Here is a 15,218-nt window from a genome sequence, read left to right on the forward strand (position 1 = left end):
GCACTGTGCTGCCCGCCGTCACCGCCACCCGCTACGTCACCCCGCTGCGCGAGGGTGGCTCGCTGCCGGGGCTCATGGAGGCCGACGACCTCGGCACCTACGTGGTCAAGTGGCGGGCCGCCGGGCAGGGCGTGAAGGTGCTGGCCGCCGAGGTGGTCTGCGGCGAGCTGGCCCGCCGGCTGGCGCTGCCGGTGCCCGCGCTGGTCACCGTCGACGTCGCCCCCGAGCTCGCGGTCGGCGAGCCGGACCAGGAGGTCCAGGAGCTGCTGCGCAACTCCGCGGGGGTGAACCTGGGCATGGACTACCTGCCCGGCGCGCTGGACTTCGAGGCCGGTGCGGCGCGGGTCGGCCCGGAGCTGGCCGGCCGGGTGCTGTGGTTCGACGCGCTCACCGGCAACGTCGACCGCTCCTGGCGCAACCCGAACATGCTGTTCTGGCACGGCCGGCTGCAGCTGATCGACCACGGCGCCGCGCTGACGTTCCACCACAACTGGCCGGGTGCGGCCGCCGCTGTTCCCCGTCCCTACGACGCGTCGCAGCACGCGCTCGTCGAGTGCGACCCCGACGTGCGCGCCGCCGACGCGGCCCTCGGTCCGCTGGTCACCCGGCGGCTGCTGACCGAGGTGCTGGCCCAGGTGCCCGGCGCCTGGCTGGAGGGGCCCGCGCCCGACGACCCGCCGGACGACGTCCGTGAGCGGTACGTCGCCCAGCTGCTGGCCCGGCTCGCCGCGCGCGACTCCTGGCTGCCCGGCGTGGTCGCCGCGGCCGCCGCCGGCGGGGCCGGACGCCGCAGCGCGCCGCGGGGGCAGAACCGGCCGTCGTGGTTGGGTCCGCCGCCGCCGGAGGGGGTCACCCAGCGGTGAGGGCTGTGACACGCAAGGACACCTTCGAGTACGCGGTGCTCCGGGTGGTGCCCCGGGTCGAGCGCGGGGAGTTCCTCAACGCCGGCGTGCTGGTCTACTGCCGGCAGCGCGACTACCTGGGCTCGCGGGTGCACCTGGACGCCGACCGGCTCCGCGTGCTGGACCCGACCGCCGACCCGGTGGCCATCACCGGGGCGCTGCAGGCCGCCGCCGACGTCTGCTCGGCGGCGGTGGTCGCCGGCGCGGCCGGGCGGGAGGCGCTCGGCTCGCGGTTCCGCTGGCTGACCGCCCCGCGGAGCACCGTCGTCCAGCCCGGTCCGGTGCACACCGGCCTCACCGCGGACCCGGACGCCGAGGCCGACCGGCTGCTCCGCCTGCTGGTCCTGCCCGTCACCGACTGAGGAAACCGGTGGCCGGCCGGCGGTGCCGTCGGCAGGCTGGCGCCGTGGTCCTGCTGCGCCCCGAGCTGCCGACCGATGCCGCCGCCGTCCGCGAGCTGCACCGGGTGGCGTTCGGCGACCACGGCGAGGTGGTCGCCGGCCTCGTCGACGACCTGCGGGCCGACGACCGGGCGGTCGGCCTGGTCGCCGAGGACGCCGGCGCGGTGCTGGGGCACGTGCTCCTCGTCCCGGGGCTGCTCGACGCCCCGCGCCGGCTGGTGCCGGTGTACACGCTGAGCCCGCTGGCGGTGCTGCCCGGCTCCCAGCGGCGGGGGACCGGCTCGGCCCTGGTGCGCGCCGGCCTGCAGGAGATGGCCGCGCGGGGCGTGCCCGTCGTCTTCCTGGAGGGGGACCCGGCGTTCTACCGGCGGCTGGGCTTCGTCGCCGGGGCCGACCACGGCTTCCGGCGGCCGTCGCTGCGGATCCCCGAGCCGGCGTTCCAGGCGGCGCTGCTGCCGGCGTACGAGCCGTGGATGACCGGCACGCACGTCTACGCCGAGACCTTCTGGCGGCACGACGCGGTCGGGCTGCGCGACCCGGACGCCTGATCAGGCGCAGAACTCGTTGCCCTCCGGGTCGAGCAGGACCGCCCAGTGCACGCCGAGCTCGGTCCGCCGCTCGACCAGGACCGCGCCGGCCGCGACCAGCCGCTCGACCGCGGCGTCCACCCGCTGCTCCTGCTCGGGGAGCGGGACGCCGGCCCCGCCCCCGGCCAGCAGGTCCAGGTGCACCCGGTTCTTGGTGGTCTTCCCCTCGGGGACGCGCTGCAGGTACAGCCGGGGCTGGGCCGGGTCGTCGTTGTCCAGTGCGAAGCCCGCGCCCCACTGCTCCTCGGGCACGCCCTGGGCGCGCAGCCAGGTCGGCCAGTCCGGCGCACCGTCGGGCGGGGTCGGGAGGCGGTAGCCGCGGTCGGCGAGCGCGGCGGCCCAGAAGGTCGCCAGCCGCTGGGTGTCCTGGGCGTCGAGGACGATCTGCACGGGGCGCACCCGGCGAGTCTGCCCGCCGGTCTGGGTCCTGGTGCGGAACCCGGGGTACGGGGACCTCCGCGGACGGCCGACACCTCGGCCCCCGACGCCGCCGGGGGGCAGCGCCACGCGACGGTCGCCGACCCTGACGGTCGGTCAGCCCACCGGCGCCCCGGCGACGAGACGGAGCAGCTCCTCGCGGTCCGGTCCGGGCGCGGGTGCCGGGGGCTGCTCGCCGGCGACCCGGGCCACGCGCTCGGCCAGGCCCGGCCGGGAGAACACCTCTGCCGGGAGCGCGAGGCAGCCGATGATCTCCAGCATCGCGCGGAACAGCTCCGGGTCGTACGCGGCCGCCCGGCCCAGCGCCGGTCCGAGCGCGGCGCGTCCCTGCGGGGGGTCGGGCACCCGGCCCTCCCGCAGCGCCCGCATCTCGGCCAGCCGCGCCCGGTCGACCGCCAGGGTCGCCCGGTACCAGGGGGTCACCGCCTCCTCCACGCGGTCGTCCCAGCGTGCGGCGAAGGCCGTCGGGTCGTCGTCCGCGCCGTCCCGGAGGGCGTCCCGCAGGCACGCCGCCTGCAGCAGCCCCATGGTGATGCCGCGCCCGAGCGAGGGGTTGGTGCAGGCCCAGGAGTCGGCCACGGCGACCAGCCCGGTGACGACCGGGACGCCGTCGACCACCGCCCGGGTGTACCGGTCGAGCACGCCGGACATCGGCAGCACGCGGGTGATCGGCTCGCCGTCCAGCCAGTGGGCGTGCCGCGGGCAGGCGGCCACCACCGCCGTCCACACGTCCTCGTGCCGCAGCTCCTTCAGCGGCCGGTCGTGGGAGTCGACGACCACCGTGACCGACCAGGTGCCGCGGTCGGCCGGCAGCGTGAGCAGGGAGAACGTCCCGACATGGGTCTGCATGCTCGCCCGGACCTGGGGCAGCCCGCCGTCCCGGGAGCGGAAGAAGCGGGTGTAGTAGCCGAACCCGGAGTCCGTGACCTCCTCGTACGGCGGCCGGTCCCCGGCGTCGTGCAGCCAGTCCGGCAGCGGGGACCGGCGGCCGGTCGCGTCGACGACGAGGTCCGCGGGCACCTCCCGGCCCCCGGTCGTGCGCACGGCGGTCACGAGCGCGGCACCGTCGACCCGGCGGGTGACCAGGCCGTCGACCGCGGTCCCGCGCTGCACCTGCAGCCGCGGCTCGTCGGCGGCCACCCGGGCGACCACCTGCTCGAGCGTCGTCCGGCGGGCGGTCACGGTGGTGAACCGGTCGTCGTCCGGGCGCCGCTCCTGGACGCCGGCGGTCGGCGGCGCGCTGCGGAGCGGGTCGAACCGCAGGGCCCCGGTGGCCAGCAGGGCGTCCCGGACGTCGGGCAGCTCCGCGTCGAGCAGCCGGGCCCACCGGGGTTGCAGGTAGTGCGCCTGGTGGAACTGCGCCACCCCGGGCCGCCGCCAGTCCTCCCACGCGTCGTCGGTGGAGTCCGGGACCGGTGCGTCGTCCCGCTCGAGCACCGTCACCTCGTGCCCGTCCCGGGCCAGGACCAGGGAGGTCGCGAGACCGCACACGCCACCACCGAGCACCACGATCGCAGCCATGCCGTCCTCCGTCCGTGGAGGCGGCGTCGGGGTCAGCTCGTCGACCCACCCGGGGGGAGGGGGCCGAAGAAGCCGATGATCCGGCGCAGCACTCCGTCGCCGTCCAGTTCCCCGAAGTCCGTGCCCTCCAGCGCCACCGAGCCGTCCGGCGCCCGCAGCTGCCAGCCGAACCGCAGCCAGCCGTCGTGCTCGTCGACGCCGCTGACCACCTCGAGGCGGGCGCCCGGCTGCTCCGCCTGGAACCCGCCGATGTGGTCGGCCAGCCCGTCCCGTCCGGTCACCTGCCCCAGCGGGTCGCAGTAGACGCCGTCCACCGCCCAGCACTGCTCCAGCAGCGCCCGGCGGGCCGCCGGGTCCGGCTCCAGCCAGGCCCGGGCGTAGCCGTCGACGGCGGCGTGCCCGGCGGTGGTGGTGGTCACCCGGCGGAAGCTACTCGCGGCGCGCCGCGGGAGGCGCGGTGCGCCAGGTGGGTCACCGGACCGCCCGCCGGACGTCGGCGCGCGCCGTGACGCAGGGTCAGGAGGCGGGGTAGAGGGCGTCCACCCGCCGGGCGAGGTCGAGATCGAGCTCGGTCAGCCCGCCCTCGGAGTGCGAGACGGTGGCGACCCGCACCTTCCTCCACCGCAGGTCCATGTCCGGGTGGTGGTCCATGAGCTCGGCGGCGTCGGCGATCACGCTGATCGCCTCGACCGCGGCCCGGAAGCTGGGCAGCTCGAGGGTGCGTTCGATCCCGTCGGCACCGCCGGACCACAGCGGGAGGTCGCGCAGTGCAGCGGCGACGTCGTCGGGGGACAGGCGCGGAGGACGCGGCATGCGTCGATCATGCCCGCTGGAGCGGCCTCGTCCCAGGGGCCCGCGGCGTGCGGAGCGCGTCGTGGGGTGGGACGAGGTCCTTCGTCAGGTGTGCAGCCCGCACTCCACCTTGTTCTTGCCGGCCCAGCGGCCGGCGCGCGGGTCCTCGCCGGGGGCGACCGGGCGGGTGCAGGGCTCGCAGCCGATGGAGGCGTAGCCGATCTCCTGCAGCGGGTTGACCGGCACCTGGTGCTCGGCTATGTAGGCGTCGACGTCGTCCTGGGTCCAGGCGGCGAGCGGGTTGACCTTCACCATGCCGCGCTTGGCGTCCCAGTCGACCAGCAACGTGCCGGCCCGGCTGGCCGCCTCGTCGCGGCGGACGCCGGAACCCCACGCGCTGTAGCCGGCCAGCGCCGCGGCCAGCGGCTGCACCTTGCGCAGCGCGCAGCACAGGTCGGGGTCGCGCTCGTGCAGCGCCGGCCCGTGCTCGGCGTCCTGCTCGGCGACGGTGCGCGCCGGCAGGATGTTGTGCAGCGTGATCGGCAGGGCGCTGGTGATCCAGTCGCGGGTGCCGATCGTCTCGGCGAAGTGGTAGCCGGTGTCCAGGAACACGACGTTGACGCCGGGGACGGCTCGGCCGGCCAGGTGCGCGAGCAGCCCGTCGGCCATGCTCGAGGTGATCGCGAACGCCTCGCCGAAGGTGTCCCCGGCCCAGGTCAGCACGGCCAGCGCCTGCTCGACCGGGTCGGCGATGCCGCCGAAGCGCGCATCGGCCTCCGCGGCGAGCTCGGGCGTCGGTCGGACGACGGCAGCGGTCACGCTCGTTCCACCCCTGTTCCGGTCAGCTGGACGACGAAGGTGCGCAGGCAGGCACCGCAGTGCCAGCCCTCGCCCTCGGGGACGAGGTCCTCCTCGCCGCAGTACGGGCAGTGGAACACCGGGAGCTGGCGGCGCCTTCCCGCGGACGGCGCCTCGCTCACAGCAGCCACGCCTCCTCGGCCCGCGCGACGTACTGGGCGAACCGCTCACCGGGCTCGCGGCGCTCCTGGTAGCCGCGGAGCACCCGCTCGCAGTAGTCCGCCGTCTCGTCCTTGGTGATCTTGTGACCGCGGAACTTGCGGCCGAAGGAGGCCTCGACGCCCAGGTGGCCGCCCAGGTGCACCTGGAAGCCCTCGACGCTCTCGCCCTCGGCGTTGCGGACGATCATGCCCTTGAAGCCGATGTCCGCGGTCTGGAAGCGGGCGCAGCTGTTCGGGCAGCCGTTGACGTTGATGCCGATCGGCTCGTCGAAGTCCGGCAGCCGCTTCTCCAGCTCGGCGTACAGGTCCTGGGCGTGCTGCTTGGTCTCGACGATCGCCAGCTTGCAGAACTCCAGGCCGGTGCAGGCCATCGTGCCCCGGCGGAAGGCGCTGGGGCGCACCAGCAGGTCGTGCTCGGCCAGTGCGTCCACCAGCTCCTCGACCCGCTCGTCCGGGACGTCGAGGACCACCAGCTTCTGCTGCGTCGTCGTCCGGATCCGGCCGCCCTGCGTGCCGAACTCCTCGGCCAGGTCGGCGATGCGGGTGAGCAGCGTGCCGCTGAGCCGGCCGGTGCGCAGTGCGAAGCCCAGCGCGTTCCCGCCGTCCTTCTGCCTGCTGACGCCGACGTGGTCGCGCTCCTCGTGCTTCGGCGGGGCGGCGGCCGGGCCGTCGGGGAGCTGCTCGTGCAGGTACTCGTCCTGCAGCACCTGGCGGAACTTCTCCGGGCCCCAGTCGGCCATCAGGAACTTGATCCGGGCGTGGTTCCGCGACCGCCGGTAGCCGTAGTCGCGGAAGATCGACGTGCACGCCGCCCACACGTCCGACACCTGGTCGGGGCGGACGAACACACCGATCCGCTGGGCGAACATCGGGTTGGTCGACAGGCCGCCGCCGACCCACAGGTCGTAGCCGGCCTCGCCGGCCTCGTTGACCACCCCGTTGAAGGAGACGTCGTCGATCTCCGGCTCGGTGCAGCGGTCGACGCAGCCGCTCATCGACGTCTTCCACTTGCGCGGGAGGTTGCTGAACGCCGGGTCGCCGAGGTACTTGTCCACCGTCTCCCGCAGGACCCCGGTCGCGTCGATGACCTCGTCCTCGAGCACCCCGGCCAGCGGGCAGTTGAGCATGACGCGGGGGACGTCGCCGCAGGCCTCGGTGGTGGACAGGCCGACCGCCTCCAGCCGGCGCCAGATCTCGGGCACGTCCTCGATCCGGATCCAGTGCAGCTGCACGTTCTGCCGGTCGGTGACGTCGGCGACGTCCCGGCCGAACTCGGTGCTGATGCCGCCGATGACCTTCAGCTGCTCGGTGCTCAGCTGCCCGCCGTCGATGCGGACCCGGAGCATGAAGTACGAGTCCTCGAGCTCCTCGGGCTCCAGCACGGCGGTCTTGCCGCCGGGGATGCCCTGCGCCCGCTGGGTGTAGAGGCCCATCCAGCGCATCCGCCCGCGCAGGTCGCCGGGGTCGATGCCGTCGAAGCCGGTGTGCGCGTAGATGTCCAGGATCCGCTGGCGCACGTCGAGCCCGTCGGAGTCCTTCTTCATCCGCTCGTTCGGGTTCAGCGGCTCGCGGTAGCCGAGCGCCCACTGTCCCTGGCCGCGCTGCGGCCGGTTGCTGGTGCGGGTGGGGGTGGACACGTCAGGGGATCTCCATCTGCGCCGGCACGCCGAGCGTGCGCGACGCGGCCGGGTGCGGGGGAGCAGCTCTGGGAGGCTGCGCGAGCGGTGCCGGGGTCAGCGCGGGGCGCGACACGCGGCGCTGGAGACGCGCGCCAGGTCGACGTGCAGGCGCGCCACGAGGAGAGCGCCGCAGTCAGTCACGACTCGATGGTCCCACACCCGGGACCGCCGGCTCGGGCTCAGTCCTGCTCGGCGGTGCTGAACGACCGCCAGGCGCTCTCCAGCTCGATCATCTCCGCGACCTGCGGCGGCATCGTGCCGGCCACGACGTCGGCGAGCGTGACGTTCTCCAGCACCCGCCGGTAGGCCTCGCGGGCGGCGACCCACACGTGCGCCAGCGGCGCGGCGGCGCCCGGGTACTCGACGTCCTCGGGTCGCTGGCCGTGCACCTCGGCGAGGAAGCCCTGCTCGACCCGCATGACCCGGGCGATGGACACCTCCGAGGCGGGGAGCGCCAGCCGGTACCCGCCCTCCCGGCCGCGCTGGCTGGTGACCAGCCGGGCGTGCTGCAGGTCGCCGAGGATCGCCTGCAGGAAGCGGGCCGGGATCCCCTGCGCCTGCGCGATCCGGTCGGAGGTGAGGGACTCGGGGGCGACGGCGGCCAGCTCGACGGCCGCCCGTACCGCGTAGTCGACCCGGGCTGAGATGCGCACGGAGGCCATCCTGCCGTGTCTGCCAGGCTGGACCCGTGTTCCAGTTGAGGTTCACCACGTTGGTGGAGGCCCCGCTCACCGTGGCGTTCGACGTCGCGAGGTCCCTCGGCCGCCCCTGGGGGCACCCGCTGGAGGAGGTCGTCTCCGAGCGGCCGTGGCGGGACGTCTACCGGGCGGCGCCCGGCAGCGGCTGGCGGACGCTGGTGCACACCCGGCACTTCTCCGCGACTGGCGACGGCACGCGCGTGGAGGAGCAGCTCGACGTCGACACCGGTCTCGGGCCCGCCGACCGGCTGCTCCGGCGCCGGGTGGAGCGGGCCATGCAGGCGCACCTGGACGCGTTCGCCGCCGCGGCCGCCCGCCGGGCCCTGGAGGTGACCCAGGTGGTCGGCGCGGCGCTGGTCGACGACCGGCGCCGGGTGCTCGTCGCCCAGCGCGGGTCCGGTCCGCTCGCCGGGCTGTGGGAGTTCCCCGGCGGCAAGGTCGAGCGGGGGGAGTCCGACCTCACCGCGCTGGTCCGGGAGTGCACCGAGGAGCTCGGCGTCCGCGTGCAGCCGCAGGGCTTCCTCGGCGAGGTGCCGCTGGACGGCGTCGTCGCCGGCGGGCCCCCGGGCGCCTCGACCCTGCGGGTGTGGGCCGGCCGGATCGTGGCGGGGGAGCTGGTGGCGCACGAGCACACCGAGCTGCGCTGGCTGGCCGCCGACGAGCTCGAGGACCTGGCCTGGATCGCCGCCGACCGCCCCCTCCTCCCCGCCGTCCGCACCCTCCTCACCCACCCCTGACCCCTCCCCGCGCTTTCGCGCGACTACGTCCGCGCGCTTTCGCGCGACTACGTCCGCGCTCTTTCGCGCGACCAAGCACGGGGCTGTGGACGACGGCCGCACCGGTGTGGCCGGATGGGCGACGCTGCCGTCCGTGACGCCGCATCGCCGCTTCCTCGGCGGCCTCTTCCTGGGTTCCCATGCACTGGCTGAGGGGGCGCTGACCAGACGGCAACTGGAGTCAGGGCTGTACCGCCGGGTGCTGCGCAACGTGTACGCGGATCCGGGACTCCGGCACGACCACCGGCTGAAGGCCCGAGCGGCTGCTCTGCTGATGCCCGCCGGGGCGGCTCTGGGCGGACGTTCGGCAGCGGCCTGGTTCGGGGCACCCTTCAGCTCGTCCGCCGACCCCGTTCTCGTCGTCGTCCCGCAGGAGTGCCGGTGGACCGGTCCCCGAGGGGTGCAGGTCCACCGGACCGACGTCCACCTGCGGGAGACCTGGACCGCGGACGACGGAGTGCTCCTCACCACGGCTGCTCGCACGGCGTGGGACATCGCGACGCTCGAGCCCACCGCGGCCGCGGTCGCACTGCTCGACGGCATGTTGCGAGACGGGCGGGAGAACGAGGACGGACTCACCGGATCCGGGCTGGCCACCGAGTTCCTCCGCCGGCGCGGCCAGTGGGGCAGCAGGCGGGCGAGCGCTCTGCTGCCGCTCGTCGACCACCGGGCGATGAGCCCGCCGGAGTCGCGCGTCCGGTTGGCATGTCACTTCGCCGGCCTGCCGCATCCCGTCCCGCAGTACGAGGTCGTCCACGAGGGCCTCGTCCTGGCGCAGGTGGACCTCGCGTGGCCCGAGGCGAGGTTGGTCGTCGAGTACGAGGGTGAGTACCACTTCGACGACCTGCAGATCGCCAAGGACGACGCGCGGTACGCACGCCTGGTCGCCGCGGGCTGGCGCGTCATCCGGCTGAGCTCGATCGACCTGCGAGACCTGGACGCCGTCGTCGACAGGATCCGGGCCGCGCTCGTCGACGCCGGCGTCCTCGGCTGACCGGTACGCGTACCTGATCGCGCGAAAGCGCGTGTACGCCGTCGCGCGAAAGCGCGCGTGCGTGAGCGCGCGAAAGCGCGGGGGAGGGGTCAGCCGGTGGTGTTGCCGGTGATGTTCCAGGACGACAGGCGGAGGGCTGGGACGGCGAGGCGGTTGGTGCCCGCGTAGGTCATCGTCAGCCGGGCGGGTTGCGGGTCGACGACCGAACCGACGGTCACCGCGCCGGGGGCGAGCGCCTCCAGGTAGGACTGGGTGAACCGCAGCGTGCTCACCGGCGCGACGACCCGGCCGTCCTCGACGAGCCACACCCCGTTGCGGGTCAGCCCGGTCCACACCGACCGCTTGGGGTCGACGACGCGGGTGTACCAGAGATCGCTGATCAGCAGCCCGCGCTCCAGGCCGGTCACCAGGTCGTCGACCGAGCCGCCGTCGCCGGCGGCCAGCGCGGGGTCGCCGGCGACCGGACCGGTGGTCGCCGAGACGTCCGAGGCGTGCCCGGTCGAGGAGCCCCCGAGCGCCGCGGCCACCCGCCGGTCGGTGGTCAGCCCGACCGGGACGCCGTCGCGCACCAGCTCGGTGCGCCGGGCGGGGGTGCCCTCGGTGTCGAAGGGGAGGCCAGTCGCGTCCGGGCCGGCCGCGTCGTCGACCAGCGAGACCGCCCGGTCGAACTGCTGCTCGCCCAGCCGCAGCCCCGAGGTGCCGTCCACCACGGCCTTGCCGTTGAACTGGCCCGACGCCAGGCCGGCGACGAGGTCACCGACCGCGGCCGGCTCCAGCACGACGGCGTAGCGGCCGGGCTCGACCGGGACGGCGTCCACCCCGGCCCGGGCCTTGGCCGCGGCCCGCGCGCCGAGCGCCGCGGGGTCCAGGTCGGCGAACCGGCGGGACGCCGAGCGGGCCACGCCGTCGGCGCCGCCCAGCCGGGCGATGCCGTCGCAGGCCGCCGAGGTGGCCGCGCCGCGGACGTGCTGACCGGCGGTGTCGGCCAGCACGGCGGTGCTCGCCGACGTCTGCACGTAGCCGGCGGTGCTCAGCCCGCCGGCGGCCTCGACGAACGCGGCCACGGCGGCGGCCCGCTCGGCGGGGGTGGCCTGCGCGGTGGCCTCGTCCGGGTTGCCGGCCGACACCAGCGGGGCCGGGCCGCCGAGCCCCGGCCAGTCGGCGTCCCGCGGGCGCAGCCGGGCGGCGGCCAGGGTGGCGGTCACCAGGTCGGCCGCCGAGGCGGTCCGGGTGGTCGACGCGGTCGCCGTCCGGCCGCCGTCCACGGTGAGCTGCAGGTGCAGCGTGGTCCGCTCGTCGGCGACGTTCTGGTGCACGGCCGACGCGGCGAACCGGGTCAGCGCCAGCGCGGTGGACTCGGCCCGCACCACCGCGGCGGCGTCCGCGCCGGCCTGCCGGCGCACCTCGTCGAGGACGGCGGCGACCAGGGTGTCGAGGGCGGTCACCCGCGCACCCCCACCCGGACGCCGGAGAACCGGGCCGGCGCCGCGCCGTGGCCGGTGTGCCCGACCTGGCCGGGCTGCCCCTTGCCGCAGTTCGGGGTGCCCCACGCGCGCCACTCCCCGGGGGCGCGGCCGCCGAGCATGTCCAGGGAGGACCAGAAGCGCGGGCCGATGCCGGTGTAGGAGGGGTTCTTCAGCATCCGGCCGCGCCGGCCGCGCTTGACCTCCCAGCCGATCTCGCAGCCGAACTGGAAGTTCAGCCGGCGGTCGTCGATCGACCAGGACCGGTTGTGCTCCATCAGCACGCCGTCGTCGGTCGCCGCGATCATCTCCTCCAGCGTGTGCGGACCGGGCTCCAGGCCGACGTTGGTCATCCGCACCATGGGCAGCCGGGCGAACCCGTCGGCGCGGACCGAGCCGGCGTAGTCCAGGCCGGCGACAGCGGCGGAGTCCCGGCCGGCGAGGACGCCCACCCAGATCCCGTTGCGGACGGCGTCCCGGGCGGTGGCCGGCGTCCCCTCGTCGTCGAAGCCGAAGGAGCCCAGCGCCCCGGGGATCGTCGGGTCGATGGTGATGTTCATCAGCTCGGAGCCGAAGCGCAGCGAGCCCAGCTGCTGCAGGTCCAGCCAGGAGGTGCCGGCGAAGGCGGCCTCCCAGCCGAGGATCCGGTCCAGCTCGATCGCGTGCCCCACCGACTCGTGGATCTGCAGCGACATCTGCTCTCCACCGAGCAGCAGCGTGGTGTCCCCGGAGGGGCACTGCGGCGCGGTGAGCAGCTCCTGGCACTCGGCGGCGATCCGCTCGGCGTGGCCGGGCAGGTCCAGCGACCGCACCAGCTCCCAGCCGCGGGTGCCGAACTGGCCACGGAAGGCGGGGTAGGAGCGGCGCTGCGTCTCCCCGTCGCCGACGGTGAGGCAGTGCATGCCGGCGCCGCACTCGCGCACGTGCTGGCCGATGCGGGCGCCCTCGCTGGACACGAACGCGGTGCGGGTGTCCCACGCCTGGGAGGAGGCCTCGGCGACGGCCACCCCGGCGGCGCGCATCGTCGCGGTGACGCCGGTGAGCAGGTCGCCCTTCTCCGCCAGCGGGACGGCGAACGGGTCCTCGAGGCACTCGCTGGCCCAGCCGCCCTGCACGGCGGGCACGCCGACGAGGTCGACCGGCGGCCCGGGGACGGCGGCCGACGCCTCGGCGATCGCGGTGGCGCGGGCGCCGGTGCGGCGGGCGTCGTCGTCGCCGGCCGGGTCGCCCAGTGCGGCGAAGCCCCAGGACGAGCCGACGAGGGCGCGGACGCCGAGCCCGGCCGACGTGGTCTGGGTGAGCGCGCGCACGTCGCCGTCCCGCGCGGTCATCGACTCGTACCGCCGGTCGACCAGCCGGGCGTCGGCGTAGCGCGCACCGGCGGCGAGGGCGGCCTCGACGGCGGCCTCCACGGTGGCGGGGACGTCAGCCACGGATCCGGGCGTTCTTCTTAGCGAGGCTCATCATCGAGCTCATCGTGCGCCCCCACCCGGGGAGGCACAAGCGAGAGCGCCGCCCCCGGCGGACCGGGGACGGCGCTCTCGGTGGTGCAGGTCAGTGACCGCAGGTCACTTGAAGATGTCCTTGACCTTCTCGCCGGCCTGCTTGGCGTTCCCGGCGGCCTGGTCCTTGTGGCCCTCGGCCTGCAGGTCCTTGTCGTCGGTCGCCTTGCCGGCGGCCTCCTTGCCCTGTCCGGCGAGCTCCTGGGCCTTGTTCTGCAGCTTGTCCATGGCGCTCATGCGGGGCCTCCTGTGGTCCGTGGATGTCAGAGGAGTTGTGCCCAGCGTGAGGGCGGGGCACACGCGATGTCGCCTGTGAGGGTGACAGCGTGATCACCTCTTCCCGGGCGGCTGCCGCTGGACCGGAAACTCTTCGGCGGAAGGGCCCTTGTTGCGGCAATGTTCCGGCCGTGTGGCGGCATTCCTGAGGTGGGGTCACAAAATGGTGACGGTCCTCGACGGGTCTCCGGTGCCTGCCTAATGTCGGTCCGTCGCGCCCTGCAGGACGGTCTCCCGACGGTCGCCTGCCAGGGTGTGGTCAGGCAGCAGCCAGGCCGCCCCCCGATCCCGGGGGTGGTCGGACATGGACGTTCCCCCCGCTCGTGCGGGTCGAGGAGGCAATCGAACGTGAAGTTGAGCAAGCGCAGCGCAGTGCTCATCGCCACCGGGGTCACCGGTGCGATGGCCCTGTCGGCGTGCGGTGGCGGTAGCGACAGCGGCGGCGGGGACGACGGCGGTTCCGGTTCCGGCCGCGTGGTCTACGGCGAGGCGACCGACTGGCCCGAGAACCTGATGCCGCTGATCTCGGCCGGCAACGCGACGTCCGTGGCGAACATCGAGGCGCAGCTGCTCCCGCAGGCGTACCTCGTCCAGCCGGACTTCTCGCTGAAGTACGACGACCAGCTGCTGACCGAGGAGCCGACCTCCGAGGTCAACGGCGACGTGCAGACGGTCACGTACAAGATCAACCCGGACGCCAACTGGAGCGACGGCGAGCCGATCACGGCCGACGACTTCGAGTACAGCTGGAACATCCAGAAGTCCTCCGACCCCGCCGCGGGCGGTTGCGAGACGCTGCTGAGCACCACCGGCTACGACAAGATCACCTCGGTCGAGGGCTCGGACGAGGGCAAGACCGTGACGGTCACGCTCTCCCCGTTCGCGGACTGGAAGGCCCTCTTCTCGGGCTCGAACAGCCCGGTCTTCCCCGCCCACGTGATGGACCAGGGCAGCCCCGAGGCCAACTGTGCCTACATCAGCACCGGCTGGCCGATCGCCGACGGTCTGCCCCAGGACATCTCCGGCGGCCCGTGGCAGCTGAAGAAGTCCAACATCAACAACGGTCAGCAGATCGTCGTCCTCACCCCGAACGAGAACTACTGGGGTGACAAGCCGAAGCTCGAGCAGCTGGTCATCCAGGGTGTCGGCAACGACCCGACGGCCCAGGTCCAGGCGCTCAAGAGCGGCGAGCTGAACGTCATCTACCCGCAGCCCCAGCTGGACCTCGTCGGTCAGGTCGACGACCTGGCGCCGAACGTCGAGAGCGACGTGAACTTCGGCATCACGTTCGAGCACCTGGACTTCAACACCACCGACCCGCAGCTGAGCGACGTGCGGGTGCGCCAGGCCTTCGCGATGGCGCTGGACCGGCAGGAGATCGTCGACCAGACCGTCGGCCAGTTCTCCTCCGACGCGCAGGTCCTGAACAACCGCATCTGGCTCAACAACCAGTCGCAGTACCAGGACAACGCCCCCGACCAGTACAAGTCGGTGGACGTCGCGGGTGCCAAGGCGCTGCTCGAGCAGGCCGGCTACACCCTGGGTTCCGACGGCATCTACGCCAAGGGCGCCCAGCGGCTGTCGTTCAAGATCGACACCACGGCCAACAACCCGCTGCGCGAGCAGACGATCAACGTCATGATCCCGCAGCTGAAGGCCGCCGGCATCGAGGGCGTCTTCAACGCCAACCCGGACATCTTCGCCGGCCCGGACAAGCCCACCAGCCTCGTCGCCGGTGGCTTCCAGGTCGCCCTGTTCGCCTGGGTCGGCAGCCCGTTCATCTCCTCGACCCCGCCGATCTACCAGTCGCCCGAGGGCGCCGGCGGTGCCGTCCAGCAGAACTACTCGCGGGTCGGGTCGCCGGAGATCGACACCCTGCTCGGCCGGTGGCTGACCGAGACCGACGAGTCGGCCGTCGCGGCGACCGGCAACGAGATCGACTCGGCCCTCTGGGAGCAGATGGCGACCCTGCCGCTGTACCAGAAGCCGACCTACATCGCCTACACCAGCACCACCGGCGGCGTCGAGGACAACCCGACGCAGGCCGGCCCGCTGTGGAACGCGTCCACCTGGACGGTGCAGTGACCCGTCGGGCTCCCCGACGGCGCTGAACCGCCCGAAGCACCGCACCACCCGCCGTGCCGCGCACCTGCCCGGCACGGCGGGGAAC

The 15,218-nt window shown here is 74.3% G+C and carries 17 protein-coding genes; 6 read left to right on the top strand and 11 right to left on the bottom strand.

Going from position 1 to position 15,218, the window contains the following annotated elements; all coding sequences use genetic code 11:
• Positions 1-5 precede the first annotated feature (5 nt).
• Genes MODMU_RS05365 through MODMU_RS05375 form a run of 3 tightly spaced genes read left to right on the top strand, consistent with a single transcriptional unit; the run spans position 6 to position 1,851 of the window.
• Entirely contained in the window at positions 6-863 is an 858-nt protein-coding gene (locus MODMU_RS05365) for a HipA family kinase (RefSeq protein ID WP_014739170.1), read from the top strand.
• Between the two features lie 5 nt (positions 864-868).
• A complete protein-coding gene (locus tag MODMU_RS05370; RefSeq protein ID WP_041794977.1) occupies positions 869-1,264 on the top strand; it encodes a DUF3037 domain-containing protein in 396 nt (131 codons plus the stop codon).
• A 44-nt stretch (positions 1,265-1,308) separates the two neighbouring features.
• Positions 1,309-1,851, top strand: coding sequence for a GNAT family N-acetyltransferase (locus MODMU_RS05375; RefSeq protein WP_014739172.1), 543 nt, complete (start codon positions 1,309-1,311; stop codon positions 1,849-1,851).
• Here MODMU_RS05375 and MODMU_RS05380 read toward each other — a convergent pair whose 3' ends face one another.
• The 8 genes from MODMU_RS05380 to MODMU_RS05410 form a co-directional block, all read right to left on the bottom strand.
• Complete coding sequence (locus tag MODMU_RS05380; RefSeq protein WP_197537385.1) at positions 1,852-2,289, bottom strand: VOC family protein; 438 nt, start codon at positions 2,287-2,289, stop codon at positions 1,852-1,854. It abuts the gene before it with no gap.
• 135 nt (positions 2,290-2,424) lie between these two features.
• Positions 2,425-3,849 carry an FAD-dependent oxidoreductase gene (locus MODMU_RS05385; protein WP_014739174.1) on the bottom strand — a complete coding sequence of 475 codons (1,425 nt, stop codon included), beginning with the start codon at positions 3,847-3,849 and terminating at the stop codon, positions 2,425-2,427.
• Between the two features lie 32 nt (positions 3,850-3,881).
• Positions 3,882-4,268 (bottom strand): nuclear transport factor 2 family protein, encoded by a 387-nt coding sequence (locus tag MODMU_RS05390; protein ID WP_014739175.1) that lies wholly within the window; start codon positions 4,266-4,268, stop codon positions 3,882-3,884.
• A gap of 97 nt (positions 4,269-4,365) precedes the next feature.
• Positions 4,366-4,662, bottom strand: a complete 297-nt coding sequence (locus MODMU_RS05395) for a 4a-hydroxytetrahydrobiopterin dehydratase (protein ID WP_014739176.1) — start codon at positions 4,660-4,662, stop codon at positions 4,366-4,368.
• A gap of 84 nt (positions 4,663-4,746) precedes the next feature.
• Positions 4,747-5,460 (bottom strand): phosphoadenylyl-sulfate reductase, encoded by a 714-nt coding sequence (locus tag MODMU_RS05400; RefSeq protein WP_014739177.1) that lies wholly within the window; start codon positions 5,458-5,460, stop codon positions 4,747-4,749.
• Complete coding sequence (locus tag MODMU_RS28080) at positions 5,457-5,630, bottom strand: hypothetical protein (RefSeq protein WP_197537529.1); 174 nt, start codon at positions 5,628-5,630, stop codon at positions 5,457-5,459. Before MODMU_RS28080 ends, MODMU_RS05400 begins: the two co-directional genes overlap by 4 nt.
• A complete protein-coding gene (locus MODMU_RS05405; protein ID WP_014739179.1) occupies positions 5,618-7,297 on the bottom strand; it encodes a nitrite/sulfite reductase in 1,680 nt (559 codons plus the stop codon). Before MODMU_RS05405 ends, MODMU_RS28080 begins: the two co-directional genes overlap by 13 nt.
• A gap of 221 nt (positions 7,298-7,518) precedes the next feature.
• Positions 7,519-8,001 carry an RrF2 family transcriptional regulator gene (locus tag MODMU_RS05410; RefSeq protein ID WP_231851767.1) on the bottom strand — a complete coding sequence of 161 codons (483 nt, stop codon included), beginning with the start codon at positions 7,999-8,001 and terminating at the stop codon, positions 7,519-7,521.
• Positions 8,002-8,027: 26 nt separating this feature from the next.
• On the opposite strand from MODMU_RS05410, the gene MODMU_RS05415 reads away from it, so the two are divergent.
• Both MODMU_RS05415 and MODMU_RS05420 read left to right on the top strand, forming a co-directional pair.
• Positions 8,028-8,774, top strand: a complete 747-nt coding sequence (locus MODMU_RS05415) for a (deoxy)nucleoside triphosphate pyrophosphohydrolase (protein ID WP_014739181.1) — start codon at positions 8,028-8,030, stop codon at positions 8,772-8,774.
• Positions 8,775-8,907: 133 nt separating this feature from the next.
• A complete protein-coding gene (locus MODMU_RS05420) occupies positions 8,908-9,807 on the top strand; it encodes an endonuclease domain-containing protein (protein WP_166503403.1) in 900 nt (299 codons plus the stop codon).
• Positions 9,808-9,896: 89 nt separating this feature from the next.
• Here the strand turns inward: MODMU_RS05420 and MODMU_RS05425 are convergent, their stop codons facing one another.
• The 3 genes from MODMU_RS05425 to MODMU_RS05435 all read right to left on the bottom strand — a co-directional run bounded on the left by MODMU_RS05425 (position 9,897) and on the right by MODMU_RS05435 (position 13,009).
• The gene (locus MODMU_RS05425) at positions 9,897-11,252 is read right to left on the bottom strand and encodes a TldD/PmbA family protein (RefSeq protein WP_014739183.1); all 1,356 of its coding nucleotides are present in this window, start codon (positions 11,250-11,252) and stop codon (positions 9,897-9,899) included.
• Complete coding sequence (locus tag MODMU_RS05430) at positions 11,249-12,703, bottom strand: TldD/PmbA family protein (RefSeq protein WP_014739184.1); 1,455 nt, start codon at positions 12,701-12,703, stop codon at positions 11,249-11,251. Before MODMU_RS05430 ends, MODMU_RS05425 begins: the two co-directional genes overlap by 4 nt.
• 135 nt (positions 12,704-12,838) lie before the next feature.
• Complete coding sequence (locus MODMU_RS05435) at positions 12,839-13,009, bottom strand: CsbD family protein (protein ID WP_014739185.1); 171 nt, start codon at positions 13,007-13,009, stop codon at positions 12,839-12,841.
• Between the two features lie 387 nt (positions 13,010-13,396).
• Here MODMU_RS05435 and MODMU_RS05440 point away from each other — a divergent pair, with 387 nt between their 5' ends.
• Complete coding sequence (locus MODMU_RS05440; RefSeq protein WP_014739186.1) at positions 13,397-15,133, top strand: ABC transporter family substrate-binding protein; 1,737 nt, start codon at positions 13,397-13,399, stop codon at positions 15,131-15,133.
• Positions 15,134-15,218: the final 85 nt, after the last annotated feature.

The sequence above is a fragment of the Modestobacter italicus genome, from assembly GCF_000306785.1.
GTDB lineage: Bacteria > Actinomycetota > Actinomycetes > Mycobacteriales > Geodermatophilaceae > Modestobacter > Modestobacter italicus.